Origin of the sequence: Paracoccus caeni, assembly GCF_016629665.1 — a bacterium.
Lineage (GTDB): Bacteria > Pseudomonadota > Alphaproteobacteria > Rhodobacterales > Rhodobacteraceae > Paracoccus > Paracoccus caeni.
The window spans coordinates 166386-180967 of record NZ_JAEPRQ010000003.1 but is presented as its reverse complement, the minus strand read 5'-3'; the positions used below and the strand labels follow the sequence as shown (position 1 = coordinate 180967).

The window sequence follows — 14582 nt, the reverse complement described above, 5'->3', positions numbered from 1 at the left end:
CTTGCTTTCTGTCCGGGCTTCGTTTGAAGTCGTAATCATTCCGCAGGGACGACCAACAAAACCAACCCGAAAAAACGGGACCAGAAAATGAAAAGAATGAAGCCGTTAACAGGCTTTCCCCGTGTTTGCGCCTTGGTGCAACCGGAACGAATCCCCAACAGGAGAGTATGATGAAGCTGACAACCTTGCTGATGGGCGCCGTGGCGAGCCTCGCAATCGCACCGGCGGCCATGGCCGAACGCGGTGCGGACGGAGCCTTGAATATCATCATGTGGCAGGCGCCATCGACGATGAACCCCTATCTGTCGGGAGGCACGAAAGAGCTTGTCGCCTCTAGCATGACATTGGAGCCGCTGGCGGTGATGACGCCTCAGGGCGAGCTGATGCCAAGGCTGGTGGTCGAAATTCCGACGCTGGACAATGGCGGCATCGCGGAAGACCTGAAATCGGTGACGTGGAAGTTGCAGGAAGGCCTGAAATGGTCCGACGGCAGCCCGGTCACTTCGGCAGATGTGGTCTTCACCGGCGAATATTGCATGGACCCGGCGGGCGGCTGTTCGCAGCTTGCCAAATTCGAGGGCGTGGAAAGCATCGAGGCGGTCGATGACCTGACCATCAAGGTCAATTTCGTCACCGCGATGCCCGATCCCTATTCGGCCTTCGTCGGCGCGAATACCCCGATCATCCAGAAAGCCCAGTTCGAGAATTGCAAAGGCGCCAATGCGCCGACCTGCACCGATCAGAACTTCAACCCGATCGGAACCGGCCCGTTCAAGGTCACTCGCTTCCTGACCAATGACGTGATTACCTTCGAGGCCAACCCGGAATTCCGCGACGCTTCTAAACCCGCCTTCGCCACGGCGACCATCAAAGGTGGCGGCGATGCAGTGGCTGCCGCGCGTTCGGTGCTGGAGACCGGCGAATATGATTACGCCTGGAACACCCAGCTTGCGCCCGACGTGATCGCCGGGATGGAGGCGATGGGCAAGGGCAAGGTCTCGGCCGCGTTCGGCAGTCTGGTCGAGCGGATCCATGTCAACCTGACCGATCCCTCCTCATCCCTGCCCGAGGGCGAGCGTTCGACCACCGCCCATCCGCACCCGTTCCTGTCCGATCCTGCCGTGCGTCAGGCGCTGTCGATGGCCATCGACCGCACCCTGCTGACCGAGATTGGCTATGGCACCTCGGGTCAGCCGACCTGTAACTATGTGCCTGCCCCTGAAGCATGGGCCTCGGACAATACCGAATGTCTGACGCAGGACATCGAAGGCGCCAAGGCGCTGCTGGAACAGGCTGGCTGGGTCGATGATGGCAGCGGCGTGCGCGCGAAAGACGGTGTGCAGTTGAAGATGGTTTTCCAAACCTCGGTCAACGCCGTGCGTCAGGACTTCCAGGCGCTGATCAAACAATGGTGGTCTGAAATCGGCATCGAAACGGAACTGAAGACGGTTGATGCCTCGGTCTTCTTCGGCACGGATGCGGGTTCGCCCGATACGTTGCAGAAATTCTATGCCGATGTGGAAATGTATGCCGACAACTTCGAAGGCGGCAACCCGGCCCCCTATCTGGCAAAATGGACCTGCGACAAGGCGCCGGGACCGAATAACCAGTGGCAGGGCGAAAACATCAGCCGCTATTGCGATGAAGCCTATGACAAGCTGATGGGCGAGCTTGGCGCCATCGGCGACCCCACTGAGCGCGCCCAAGCCGGTCGCAAGCTGAACGAGATGCTGACCAAGGAAAGCAACGCCATCATCCCGCTGGTCTATCGCGGCACGGCGGCGGCGCATTCCAACACGCTTGGCGGGGTCGAGCTGAACGCATGGGACAGCGAAATCTGGAACGTCGCCGACTGGCACCGTCTGTCGGAATGACCTGATCCTCTCCGTCCCCGGCGCGATCCGCCGGGGACGATTTTCCCAAATGCCCGATTTCTCAGCCTTTACCGGATTGCTTTCGTGTCAGCCGCCTGCTGCCTTCACGCAGGCAACGTGACGCTTGACCCGAAGGCAAGCAGGCCCGAGCATCAGGCCAATGCCACATGTCCAACCGGAGCAATGCCGAGTGACCCATTCCCAGCATGACCACCCGCGAAGGAGACCAAGATGCTGACCTTCACGCTCCGACGATTGTTGCTGGCCATTCCGACATTGCTGTTCATCTCGCTGGTGATCTTCCTGCTGCTTGAGGCCTCACCGGGCGATCCGCTGGGCGATGTGCCGCTAACCGTGCCGCCCGAGGTCAAGGAACGCATGCGCGAGGCGCTTGGGCTTGGGCAGGCGTGGTATATCCGCTACGTGCTGTGGCTGAAGCAGTTCTTCTGGGTCGAGCCGCTTTACTGGTTCGACCATTTCTTCGGCACCAGCTTCAGCCAAGGCATGCAGCGCGTCATCAGCTTTCAGTCGCGCAGCCCGGTCTTTGACGTGATCGCACAGCGGGTGCCGCAGACGCTGACGGTGGTGGGCATGTCCTATGTGGTCGGCGTGATGATCGCGATCCCGATCGGTATCATCTCGGCCTATAAGCAATATTCGTGGTTCGATCAGTTGGGCACTTTCGTGTCGATGATCGGCTTTTCGATGCCGACCTTCTTCACCGGCGTCGTGCTGATCATCATCTTCGGGGTGAAACTGCAGTGGTTCCCTTCGGTCTATGACACGACGCTGGTGGTGCGGGACTGGGACAGCTTCTGGGCGCAGGTCCGGCAGATGGTGATGCCGGTCACAGTGCTGGCCTTGTATAACGCGGCACAGATCAGCCGGTTCATGCGGGCCTCGATGCTCAGCAACCTCAATCAGGATTACGTTCGCACCGCCCGCGCCAAGGGGCTGTCCGAACGGACGGTGGTGCTGAAACACGTCCTGCGCAATTCGCTGATCCCGGTGATCACGGTCATCGCGCTTGGCCTGCCTGCGGTCTTTGGCGGCGCGATCATCACCGAACAGGTGTTCAAAGTGAACGGGCTTGGTCAGCTTCTGATCACCGCGATTCATGCCAATGACATCCCGATGGTGCTGACGCTGACCTTCATCTTCGCGATCCTGATCGTCGTCTTCACCCTGATTGCAGACATCCTCTACGGGGTGCTGGACCCGAGGATCCGCTATGACTGAGTCCGATCGCCAACACAGCCTGAACACCAACGAGTTGATCGACGAGACCGCAGCGGCGGCAGGCGCGGTGGCCGCCCTGCCCCCCGACAATCCGCAGATAGCCGGGGGCGAAACCCGCAGCCAGTGGCGCGACATCTGGCGGCAGTTTCGCAGCCATCGCGGCGCAATGGTGGCGCTGTTCCTGTTCGCGGCGACGATCCTGTTCGTGCTGATCGGGCCATATCTCTGGACCATCGATCCGACCTATGTGGACATTCGCGCCCGCAATTCCGGCTTTTCGGCGGCGCATCCGCTGGGCACCGATCAACTTGGCCGCGACATGCTGGCCCGGCTGATGGCCGGGGGGCGGGTGTCAATCGCGGTGGGGCTGACGGCGATGATCATCGCCATCACCATCGGCAGCCTGATCGGCGTCCTGTCCGGCTATTTCCGCCGCCTCGACGCGCCGCTGATGCGGATGACCGAACTGTTTCTGGCGCTGCCCCTGCTGCCGCTGCTTCTGCTGATGGTGACGCTGTTCCGCGAGCCGCTGTCGAAGAATTTCGGCCCGGCGCTTGGGATCTTCATCCTGATCGTCACCGCTATCGGCGCGACAAGCTGGATGCAGGCGGCACGGATCGTCCGCGGCGATGTTCTGGGCCTGAAAGAGCGGGAATTCATCCTTGCTGCCACCTCGATCGGCACCCCGCCACGGCGGATGATCACCCGGCACATCCTGCCGAACGTGCTGTCGCCGATCATGGTCGCGGCCACGCTGGGCATCGCCACGGCGATCATCACCGAATCCGCGCTCAGCTTTCTCGGGCTTGGCTTCCCGCCGGATTTCCCGACTTGGGGACGGCTGCTTTACGACGCGGTGGACCAAATGGTCATGTATCCCAGCCGGGTGATCCTGCCGGGGCTGTTCATCTCGCTGACGGTGCTTTGCGTGAACTATATCGGCGACGGCCTGCGCGATGCGATGGACCCGCGCATCCGGGGCAGATAGGCGACGTGGCCTTTCCGGTATTTAGGCAACGAAGAAGCCGCGATTGGCTTCTTCGTTGTAAAAATACCGATCTTCTTCCTCAATAGGCGGCGCTGCCGCTGCCTTCCGGCAAGGCCCCATAGGGCAGCCAGATCGTCTTTGCCTGCGTCGCATGTTGCAGGAACGTCTCGCCCTGAGCGGCGGGTTTGGTCCAGTCGCGATTCTCGGGCGACCAAACGGGTTTCAGATTGCCGCCCGCCGCACGTTCGGCCTTGGTCAGACCGGCAGCGTCACCGACATACCACAGCGCCGCGACCTCATCATGGGCAGCAAGGACCGGGGCAAGCTCGTCCTTCGCGCCGGTGATGATGTTGACCACACCGCCCGGCAGATCCGAGGTGTCGAAGACCTGATAGAGATCGGTCACCGCCAGCGGATCATCCTGCGCGGCGATAGCCACCACCCGGTTGCCCATCGCGATGGCGGGCATGACCAGCGACATGAAGGCGGCCAAGGGTTGGGCGTTCGGGCAGACCACGCCCATCACGCCGAAGGGTTCGGGGATCACGTTCACCAGATGCCCGGCCTTGGCCTGCACGTTCGCGCCGTCGAATTTGTCCGCCCATGCGGCATAGTGGAAGGCGCGGGCGATCGCGGCCTCGACCTCTGCCTTGCTGGTGCGGGCGGCGAAATCGCCTGCGCGGGCCGACAGATTTTCGGCGATGTAATACAGCACCTGCGCGCGGGCATGGCCGCCCATCGCCGCCCATTTGCCAGCCTTGGAAGCGGCCTCGACCGCGTTGCGGATGTCCTTGCGGCTGCCCAGCGGCGCAAGACCGCCCGGCACCTTGTAGGATGCGCCGCCATCGGGACGCTTCTGCGCCCCGCCGATGTAAAGCTTGGCCGTGCGGTCGATGCCGCCGCCCGCGCCAGCATCCGGCCCGGTCGAGGCGACGGGCGGCGTGGTGGGCTTTTCCTTCACCGCTTTCACCGCCGGTTCGGCCAGATATTCCAGCATGCCAATCCGCGCGCCTTCGCGCCCGAAGCCGCTTTCGCGATAGCCGCCAAAGGGCGCCGCTGCGTCGAACAGGTTTGCGCAGTTGATCCAGATCACCCCGGCCTTGATCCGCGCCGCCAGATCGGTCGCCACGGTCGCGCTTTCCGACCAGACCGAACCGGCCAGACCGTAGCGGGTATTGTTCGCCAACTCGATCGCCTCATCCGCGGTGCGGAAGGTGGACAACGTGGCGATGGGCCCGAAAATTTCCTGCTGCATCCCCGGATTGGCAGGCTCGATCCCGCGCAGATAGCCGGGGGCAATAAAGCAACCCTCGCCCGCCTCGCCGCCGATCAGCTCGGCCCCGGCATCGGTCGCCGCCCGGCAGATCGCCACGATCCGGTCCTTTTGCACCGGATCGACAATCGCGCCCACATCGGTCGATTTATCCAAAGGCGCGCCAAGCCGCAGCTTTGCCAGCCGGGTTTGCAGCAACCGCTCGAACCGATCCGCGACCGCTTCGGCCACCAGAATCCGCGATCCGGCGCAGCAGACCTGACCCTGATTGAACCAGATCGAATCGACCACGCCTTCCACCGCCGCATCCAGATCGGCGTCGTCCATGACGATGAAGGGCGACTTGCCGCCCAGTTCCAGCGTCAGTTTGCGCCCGGTCCCGGCCAACTCGTCAGCAATGCGGCGCCCCACCTCGGTCGAGCCGGTGAAGGCGATCTTCTCGACATCCGAGGCGACCAGCGCCGCCCCCGTCTCACCGTCGCCGGTGACGATATTGACCACGCCCGCAGGCAGGCCGACCTCTTGGCAGATTTCGGCGAAGGCCAAGGCCGTCAGCGAGGTATATTCGGCAGGTTTCAGCACCACCGTATTCCCTGCGGCCAGCGCGGGCGCGATCTTCCATGCCAACATCAGCAGCGGGAAATTCCACGGGATGATCTGACCGCAGACGCCCAGCGGCGCATAGCCCGGAAACCGGCTGTCCAGCAGTTCCGCCCAACCGGCATGATGATAGAAATGCCGCGCGACCAGCGGGATATCGATGTCACGCGATTCCCGGATCGGCTTGCCATTGTCCAGCGTCTCAAGGACCGACAGGAACCGTTCGCGTTTCTGGACATGCCGGGCGATGGCATAAAGATAGCGCGCCCGTTCCGACCCTGACAGCCCCGCCCAGCCCTTTTGCGCCTTTCGCGCGGCCTTGACCGCCAACGCCACATCTTCGGCCGAGCCTTGCGAGATCTGCGCCAGAAGCTCGCCATCCGAGGGGTCGCGGCTGTCGAAGGTCTTGCCGGGGCTGGTGAATCTCCCGCCGATGAAATGGCCGAAGGCGGGGTTGCGGGCCAGCCAGTCGCGGACATTGCTGCTGTCTTCGACCGAAGGGCCGTATTCCATGGTTTCCATGATTTCGCTCACGCGGCTCATTCGTCCCTCAGGCTATGGCTTGGCGATGGGCGCTGGCATAGCGGCCCGTCACATGGTGGCTGATCTGACGCTCGATATCGCCCAGAAGAGAGCTTGCGCCGATGCGGAAAAGGTCGGGGGAAAGCCAGTCGCGGCCCAGTTCCTCGCGCATGAGGATCTGCCAGTTCAGCGCATCCTTGGCCGTGCGCAAACCGCCTGCGGGCTTGAAGCCGACGATATGGCCGGTCTGGTCGCGATAATCACGGATCGCCCGGCACATGATCAGGCTGACCGGCAGGGTCGCATTCACCCCCTCTTTCCCGGTCGAGGTCTTGATCCAGTCGGACCCGGCCTGCATCGCCACATGGCTGGCCTTCGCCACATTCTCCAGCGATTTCAGATCGCCGGTGGCAAGGATCGCCTTCATCCGCGACGTGCCGCAGGCTTCGCGCATCGCCCGCATTTCGTCGTAAAGCGCGGTCCAGTCGGCTTGCAGCACATGGGCGCGGGTGATGACGATGTCGATTTCGTCCGCACCCTGATCGACGGCATAGCGAATTTCGGCGAGGCGCAGATCCAGCGGCATCAGCCCGGCGGGAAAGCCGGTGGCGACGCTGGCGACGGGGATGCCGGAATTGCCAAGCGCGCGTTTGGCCGCCGCAACCATCGTCGGATAGACACAAACCGCGCCGGTGGTCAGACCGGTGACGCCCAATGCCTCAAGCAATTCGGGATCGACCGGCTGGCGTGCCTTGGCACAAAGCCGGGCCACCCGCGCCTCGGTATCGTCGCCCGCAAGCGTGGTCAGATCGATGCAGCGGATCGCGTTCAGCAGCCAGGCGGCCTGATGATCCTTCTTCAGGCTGCGCCGGGCGGGAATGGTCGCCGCGCGGCGCTCGACCGCCGGGGTGTTGATGCGAATATCGGCGAAGCTGTCGGTATTCAGATCGGTGCCGGGATTGCGTCTCATTTGCCGCCGCCCTTGTTGGTGCCCTTCAGACGGTCGAGCCATGACCGGCCCCGCGCCTCGACCCGGTCGAAATGCGCATCGGCAGAGCGGATCGCGGGATCGATGGTCCGCTCGCGGAACTGCGCCCACATCCGCCAGAACAGCACAAGGAAGATGAACAGCACGGTCAGGATGATCAGTGCGGGCCAGTTCTTCGGTTGTTCGGACGGGCTGGCAAGCGTGTCGATGGAGATCGCGTTCGGATAGGTCGAAAGCCACGGCAGCCGCCAGCCATAGGCTGTCACGCTGACCCATTGCGGGTCTTGCCGGGACGAGCGCAGGTTGGTCGCCTCGGCCTGAAGATTGGCGCTGTCATATTTGAAATAGGGCGGCCAGATCCAGCCGGTATCCTCATTGCGATAGACGAAGACCTTGCCGTTCGGACGCACCGTCTCGATGAAGCGGACATCGCGCAGCCCCGAGGTGTTCTCGACCGTGCCGGTGTTCTCGGACGCATAGAACATGGTGTTAGAGGGGGTAACATCGGTCAGCCGGTTATAGGCGCTGGAAATATAGACCGTGTTCTTCGACGGCAGCACATAGTCCAGAAAGGCAAAGACGAAGACGCCCAGCAGAACCCCGAGAACGACTTTGACATAATGCATGAAGGGCGGCTCCTACTGCCAGTTGACCAAATAGACGATCCCCATGACCGCCAGCGTCGGAATAATGAAGACCAGAACCAGAAGCCTGACCTTGAGCGTCTTTTCGAACCCGACCAGCGCTTTGCGGACAAACTCGCGCCGGGCCGGGTTGTTCCCGGCCTGATCGGGGTGGCGCGCGTCCCAGATGTCCTCAAGCCGCTCGGTCCGAAGCGAGCGCAGATAGACCCGCAGCAGCAGGTAAAAAACCGTCTCGGCGATGATCAGGAAAATGATCAGCCGCACCAATGCTGCCAACGGGTGCCTCCTTTTGCCTCGTCCTTGCGATCACGCTAGCATCGCTTGTGCGGGAGAGCCAGAAGTGACCCGACGACGAAGGGCGGCGGGCTTGGGGTCACACTTTCAGCGATTTGGCCTCAGCGGCAGTTTTCGCCCAGAACAAGGCTCCACCACAACCGCCCGTCCGGGCCACGGACCACACCCGCCCCGATATCGACCGGCGTCTGCGCCAGCAATTCATCACGGTGGGGACCCGAAGCCAGCCAGCGACTGACCGCCGCATCGGCGCTGCCGCCCACGCTGACCAGTTGGGCGACACCACAGGTCGGATAGCGCGCGGCCCGCGCCCGATCGACCACCCCGGACCCGTCCGAACCCTCGACACTTGCGCGATTGTGGCTGGCGATATCGCAGGCATGCGATTGCGCAATCCCTGACAGCCGCTCATCCGGTTTCAGCAGCGACTTGCCCTGCCCTGCCCGGGCGGCGTTGACGGCATCGACCATCGCCGACGGCAACAGGGGATCGGCCGCACAGACGGCACCGCCTCCGGCGACAAGCGCCTCTCCCTGCGGGAACGCGCCCCGGTCACGTCCGCAGCCGGCAATCGCCACCACGGATATCAGGGCAATGACAGCGGTTTTCCTGATCATCGGATCGGTCCCTCAGAAGCTTTCTGCGCATGGCAAAGCAGAAGCCGCGGACGAACGCAACGGTTACCGCAACCGTTGGCCGCATCCGCCCCTTGCGCGAAGCCCGACTGCCGCTTAAAGCGCATACATGACCCAGCATCAGCGCCTTCTGATCATCGACTTCGGATCCCAGGTCACGCAGCTTATTGCGCGTCGCCTGCGCGAACTGAATGTCTATTGCGAAATCCGCCCCTTCAACAGCGTCTCGCCCGAATTGCTGGCCGAGATCGCTCCGCAGGCGATCATCCTTTCGGGTGGTCCAGCCAGCGTGACCGAGGAAGGCAGCCCCCGTTGCCCGCAGCAGGTCTTCGACATGGGCGTGCCGGTCTTTGGCATCTGCTATGGCCAACAGGTGATGATGGAGCAGTTGGGCGGTCGCGTCGAAGCGGGCCACCATGCCGAATACGGTCGCGCCTTCATCTCTCCCGCACCGGGTCACAAGGGCGACGGCATCTTCGCTGGCCTTTTCGACAGCGGTCGCGAAGAAGTCTGGATGAGCCATGGCGACCGTGTGACCGAACTTGCGCCGGGATTCGAAATCATCGGCACCTCGCCCAACGCGCCGATGGCGATGATCGCCGATCCGTCGCGCCATTTCTACGCCGTCCAGTTCCACCCCGAGGTGCACCACACCCCGAACGGTCGCACCATGCTGGAGAATTTCGTCAAGCTGGCGGGCTTTACCGGCGACTGGACCATGGCCAGCTACAAGGACGAGGCGATCCGCAAGATCCGTGAGCAGGTCGGCGACAAGCGCGTCATCTGCGGCCTTTCGGGTGGTGTTGACAGCTCGGTCGCGGCGGTGCTGATCCACGAAGCGATCGGCGACCAGTTGACCTGCGTTTTCGTCGATCACGGCTTGCTGCGGTTGAACGAGGCCGACGAAGTCGTGAAAATGTTCCGCGACAACTACAATATCCCGCTGATCCACGCCGATGAAACCGAGCTTTTCCTTGGCTCGCTGGAAGGCATCAGCGACCCCGAGGTCAAGCGCAAGACCATCGGCCGCCTGTTCATCGATGTGTTCCAACGCTATGCCAGCGAGATCGAGGGCGCCGAGTTTCTGGCCCAAGGCACGCTCTATCCCGACGTGATCGAAAGCGTCAGCTTCTCTGGCGGACCTTCGGTGACGATCAAATCGCACCACAATGTCGGTGGCCTGCCCGAGAAGATGGGGCTGAAGCTGGTCGAACCGCTGCGCGAATTGTTCAAGGACGAGGTCCGCGCCTTGGGCCGAGAGCTTGGCCTGCCCGACCAGTTCATCGGCCGCCATCCCTTCCCCGGCCCCGGCCTCGCCATCCGCTGCCCCGGCGAGATCACCCGCGACAAGCTGGAGATCCTGCGCAAAGCCGATGCGGTCTTCATCGACCAGATCCGCAAACACGGACTTTACGACGACATCTGGCAAGCCTTCGTGGCGATCCTGCCGGTCCGCACGGTCGGCGTGATGGGCGACGGTCGCACCTATGACTACGCCTGCGCGCTGCGCGCGGTCACTTCGGTCGATGGCATGACGGCGGATTATTATCCGTTCAGCCATGAGTTTCTGGGCGAAACGGCGACCCGGATCATCAATGAGGTGAAGGGCATCAACCGCTGCACCTATGACATCACCTCGAAGCCGCCGGGCACGATCGAGTGGGAATAGCCCTCGGCTCATTTCATCGCTGACATCTGTCCGGGAGGCTCGACGCCACCTTGACCTCATCCAGCCAAGCGCCGAAGGTCGGGACCATCGAAGGATGGAGGCGATCATGGCGATCCATATCGGCATTGGCGGCTGGAATTTTGCGCCGTGGCGCGGTGTTTTCTACCCTGATGGTCTGCCGCAGCGGCGGGAACTGGAATATGCCAGCACCCACCTGACCTCGATTGAGATCAACGCGACCTATTACGGCAGCCAGAAGCGCGAAAGCTTTCAGAAATGGCATGACGAGACGCCGGAGGGCTTTGTCTTCGCCGTCAAAGGCCCGCGCTTTACCACCAATCGCCGCGTGTTGGCCGAGGCGAGGGAGAGCGCAGAACGGTTCCTTAATTCGGGCGTGACTCGTCTGGGCAAGAAACTCGGCCCGATCAATTGGCAGTTCGCCGAAACCAAGAAATTCGACCCCGAGGACTTTGCGGCGTTCCTTGATCTTCTGCCCACCAGCTATGACGGCCTGACGCTGCGCCACGCGGTCGAGGTCCGTCATGACAGTTTCGCAGCCACCGAGGCCGCCGATCTGTGCCGCGCGAAGAACGTTGCCATCGTCCGCGCTTGCGACAGCAAATTCCCCGAGATTGACGCCCAGACCGCCGATTTCGCCTATCTGCGCCTGATGGGCACCACCGATCTGCCGGAAGGCTACAGCCCCGCCGATTTGGACCGCTGGGCCGACGAGGCGCGCAAGATTGCCAAGGATCGTGACCTTTATCTTTATGTCATCTCGGGCGAGAAACCCCGCAACCCCGCCGCCGCCATGGCGCTGATCGAACGGCTGAAAGAATGAGTTGCTCCTGCGGACATCACCACCACACCCACGACCACCATCACGAGGATGAAACCGGCATCCCGATCATCCTGTCCCGGCCGATGGCTGCGCTGACAGGACGCCTCATCTGCGCCGATGCGGGTCAGGTGATGACGGCTTTGTCCCTGCTGCCCGGTCATGTCGATTTGAGCCGGGCCGAGCCGGGCTGCCTGCGCTTCGACGCCTGGCAGGATGACGATCCGCTGATCTGGCACATCTCGGAGCTGTTCATCGACGAAGACGCATTCGAGGCCCATCAGTCGCGTAACCGTGCAAGCGAATGGGGGCGCGAAAGCACCGCAATCGCCCGCGACTTTCAGCGTCACGAGGTCCAGCCGCTGATCAGGCCCGCCTCTGCGTCCGATAACACGGCCATCGAAGCGCTTCACCGCGCGACTGGCGCGCAGAGCGACCTGCACCCCTCGCTTGTCGTCTCAGCGGCGGGCACGATCATTGGCCACTTCCCGCTTGGTCAGTCGGACGCACGGCCCGTCATTCACCCGAAGGCGCAGGCGCTTGGCATCGATACCGCGATCCTGAAGGTCACCGGAGCGCAGCCTGCCTGATCAAATCGCCGCTTGAGCCTTGCGAACGCGCCTCTGCCGGTCCAAATCTAGCGCAAAGCAGAAAGGATCGATGATGCCCGGACCGATGAGTTTCGACGCGAATGAGGCGACCAAAGGCGCTTCCCTTGGCAATCTGCCCGAATGGGATCTGACCGATCTTTACCCGGCCCCCGACGCGCCCGAACTGACCGCCGATATCGACGCGCTTGAGGCGAAGGTGAACGATTTCGCCGCCCGCTATCAGGGCAAACTGGCCGACCTCACCGCGCCGCAGATGCTTGAGGCGATCGAGGCGTATCAGGTCATCGACATCATCGCCGGGCGGATCATGTCCTATGCGGGCCTGCGCTATTATCAGAACACCGTCGATGCCGCCCGCGCCAAGCAATTGGGCGATCTTCAGGGCCGGATCACCGATATCACCACGCCGCTGGTCTTTTTCAGCCTTGAATTCAATCGCATCCCCGACGCGACCTATGATGCCGTCTTCACCGCGCCGGATGGTCCCGCCCGCTACAGACCGGTTTTCGACCGCATGCGCGCCATGCGCCCGCATCAATTGTCCGATGAGCTGGAACAGTTCCTGCATGACAATTCCGTCGTCGGCGCAGCCGCATGGAACCGCCTTTTCGATGAAACCACCGCCGCACTGACCTTTGAGGTCGATGGCGAGACGCTGAGCCTTGAGGAAACGCTGAACCTTCTGACCGAGCATGACCGGGCAAAGCGCGAAGCCGCCGCCCATGCGCTTGCCAAGGTCTTTGGCGATAACGTCAAGCTGTTCGCCCGCATCCACAACACGCTCGCCAAGGAAAAGGCCATTGAGGACAAGTGGCGCAAGATGCCCACTCCGCAATATGGCCGCCACCTGTCGAACCATGTCGAGCCGGAAGTGGTCGAGGCTTTGCGCAACGCCGTCACCGCCGCCTATCCGCGTCTGTCGCATCGCTATTATGCGCTGAAGGCCAAATGGCTGGGTCTGGACAAGCTGCAAGTCTGGGACCGCAACGCCCCGCTGCCGACCGAGACGCCGAAGACCATCGACTGGACCGAGGCGCGGGCGACCGTGCTGGACGCCTATGGCAGCTTCTCTCCGAAGCTCGCCGAACTGGCCGAGCCGTTCTTTGACAAGGGCTGGATCGATGCCGCCGCCAAGCCCGGCAAGGCGCCCGGCGCCTTTGCCCATCCGACCGTGACCACCGTGCATCCCTATGTTCTGTTGAACTATCTGGGCAAGCCGCGCGATGTGATGACGCTGGCCCATGAACTGGGCCACGGCGTTCACCAGCGCCTTGCGGCAGGTCAGGGGGAATTGCTGGCCTCGACCCCGCTGACGCTGGCGGAAACGGCGTCGGTCTTTGGCGAGATGCTGACCTTCCGCGCGCTTCTGGCCAAGACCACCGATCCGGCGCAGAAAAAGGCGCTGCTGGCCGGCAAGGTCGAGGATATGATCAACACCGTGGTCCGCCAGATCGCCTTCTACGATTTCGAATGCAAACTGCATGCCGCCCGCGCCGAGGGTGAATTGACGCCCGACGATATCAATGCGCTGTGGATGTCGGTTCAGGCCGAAAGCCTTGGCCCGGTTTTCGAGTTCATGCCGGGCTATGAAACCTTCTGGACCTATGTGCCGCATTTCGTGCATTCGCCCTTCTACGTCTATGCCTATGCCTTCGGTGACGGCTTGGTGAACGCGCTTTACGCCGCCTATGAGGACGGGCTTCCCGACTTCCAGCAGAAATATTTCGACCTGCTGTCGGCGGGCGGATCAAAGCATCACAAGGAATTGCTGGCACCTTTCGGACTTGACGCCTCGGACCCGCAATTCTGGGACAAGGGCCTGTCGATGATCGAAGGATTCATCGACGAGTTGGAGGCGCTAGAAGCGTGATTTCCCTGCATCCGCTGGATCGCGGGGATATCGATCGGGTCGCGCATATCAAGCTGCGGCCCGATCAGCTTGTCTTCGCGGGAACGGTCGCCGACGCGGTGAACACGCCGCCGACGATGGACCTGCATGAAATCCGCAAAGACGATCTCGCCATCGGCCTGTTCCGCATCGACCGGGCCTATTCTGAAACCTATGATTTCGCCGGGCATGGCGATCTGGGCCTTCGCGGTGTCATTCTGGATGCGCGCGAACAGGGCAAGGGCAGCGGCACGGCGGCGATGCAGGCGCTGCGCGGCTATGTCAGCGCCGCCTATCCGCAGGCGCAAAACCTTTATCTGACGGTGAATTTCCGCAACCCCGCCGCCTATGCGGTTTACGGCAAGGCGGGCTTTCTGGATGAGGGCGGCGTCTGGCCAGAGGGCGAAGCTGGGCCACAACATATCATGCGGCTGGAATTGAAAGCTGCCCCTGCACCAGCCTGAAGCGAAGCGCGACGTCATCGCCTTCCCCAACGTTATTGCCGGGCATCCGTATCTT

General features: G+C 62.4%; 13 protein-coding genes. 8 read left to right on the top strand and 5 right to left on the bottom strand.

Annotated elements, in window-relative coordinates; translation table 11 throughout:
• Positions 1 to 170: 170 nt before the first annotated feature.
• From JJJ17_RS10425 to JJJ17_RS10415, 3 genes are all read left to right on the top strand, one after another.
• Entirely contained in the window at positions 171 to 1874 is a 1704-nt protein-coding gene (locus JJJ17_RS10425; RefSeq protein WP_200686125.1) for a peptide ABC transporter substrate-binding protein, read from the top strand.
• Positions 1875 to 2105: 231 nt separating this feature from the next.
• Positions 2106 to 3113, top strand: coding sequence for an ABC transporter permease (locus JJJ17_RS10420; protein ID WP_200686123.1), 1008 nt, complete (start codon positions 2106 to 2108; stop codon positions 3111 to 3113).
• Entirely contained in the window at positions 3106 to 4101 is a 996-nt protein-coding gene (locus tag JJJ17_RS10415) for an ABC transporter permease (protein ID WP_200686121.1), read from the top strand. The genes JJJ17_RS10420 and JJJ17_RS10415 overlap by 8 nt, the downstream gene beginning before the upstream one ends.
• 79 nt (positions 4102 to 4180) lie before the next feature.
• On the opposite strand, the gene JJJ17_RS10410 is transcribed toward JJJ17_RS10415, so the two are convergent.
• The 5 genes from JJJ17_RS10410 to JJJ17_RS10390 form a co-directional block, all read right to left on the bottom strand.
• Positions 4181 to 6517: an aldehyde dehydrogenase family protein gene (locus tag JJJ17_RS10410; RefSeq protein ID WP_200686119.1), complete on the bottom strand. Its 2337-nt coding sequence runs from the start codon at positions 6515 to 6517 to the stop codon at positions 4181 to 4183.
• 7 nt (positions 6518 to 6524) lie between these two features.
• Positions 6525 to 7466, bottom strand: coding sequence for a deoxyribose-phosphate aldolase (gene deoC / locus JJJ17_RS10405; RefSeq protein ID WP_200686117.1), 942 nt, complete (start codon positions 7464 to 7466; stop codon positions 6525 to 6527).
• Positions 7463 to 8110: a DUF1523 family protein gene (locus JJJ17_RS10400; RefSeq protein WP_200686115.1), complete on the bottom strand. Its 648-nt coding sequence runs from the start codon at positions 8108 to 8110 to the stop codon at positions 7463 to 7465. Before JJJ17_RS10400 ends, deoC begins: the two co-directional genes overlap by 4 nt.
• 12 nt (positions 8111 to 8122) lie before the next feature.
• Positions 8123 to 8404, bottom strand: coding sequence for a hypothetical protein (locus tag JJJ17_RS10395; protein ID WP_200686113.1), 282 nt, complete (start codon positions 8402 to 8404; stop codon positions 8123 to 8125).
• Between the two features lie 119 nt (positions 8405 to 8523).
• On the bottom strand, positions 8524 to 9039 hold the full coding sequence (locus tag JJJ17_RS10390; RefSeq protein WP_200686111.1) for a CAP domain-containing protein: 516 nt from the start codon (positions 9037 to 9039) through the stop codon (positions 8524 to 8526).
• Positions 9040 to 9166: 127 nt separating this feature from the next.
• Between JJJ17_RS10390 and guaA the strand changes: the two genes are divergently transcribed.
• The 5 genes from guaA to JJJ17_RS10365 all read left to right on the top strand — a co-directional run bounded on the left by guaA (position 9167) and on the right by JJJ17_RS10365 (position 14527).
• Complete coding sequence (guaA, locus tag JJJ17_RS10385; protein ID WP_200686109.1) at positions 9167 to 10726, top strand: glutamine-hydrolyzing GMP synthase; 1560 nt, start codon at positions 9167 to 9169, stop codon at positions 10724 to 10726.
• Positions 10727 to 10832: 106 nt separating this feature from the next.
• On the top strand, positions 10833 to 11567 hold the full coding sequence (locus tag JJJ17_RS10380) for a DUF72 domain-containing protein (RefSeq protein WP_200686107.1): 735 nt from the start codon (positions 10833 to 10835) through the stop codon (positions 11565 to 11567).
• Entirely contained in the window at positions 11564 to 12154 is a 591-nt protein-coding gene (locus tag JJJ17_RS10375) for a putative quinol monooxygenase (RefSeq protein WP_234464028.1), read from the top strand. Before JJJ17_RS10380 ends, JJJ17_RS10375 begins: the two co-directional genes overlap by 4 nt.
• Before the next feature lie 73 nt (positions 12155 to 12227).
• Entirely contained in the window at positions 12228 to 14045 is a 1818-nt protein-coding gene (locus JJJ17_RS10370) for a M3 family oligoendopeptidase (RefSeq protein WP_200686105.1), read from the top strand.
• A complete protein-coding gene (locus JJJ17_RS10365) occupies positions 14042 to 14527 on the top strand; it encodes a GNAT family N-acetyltransferase (RefSeq protein ID WP_200686103.1) in 486 nt (161 codons plus the stop codon). The genes JJJ17_RS10370 and JJJ17_RS10365 overlap by 4 nt, the downstream gene beginning before the upstream one ends.
• Positions 14528 to 14582 lie beyond the last annotated feature (55 nt).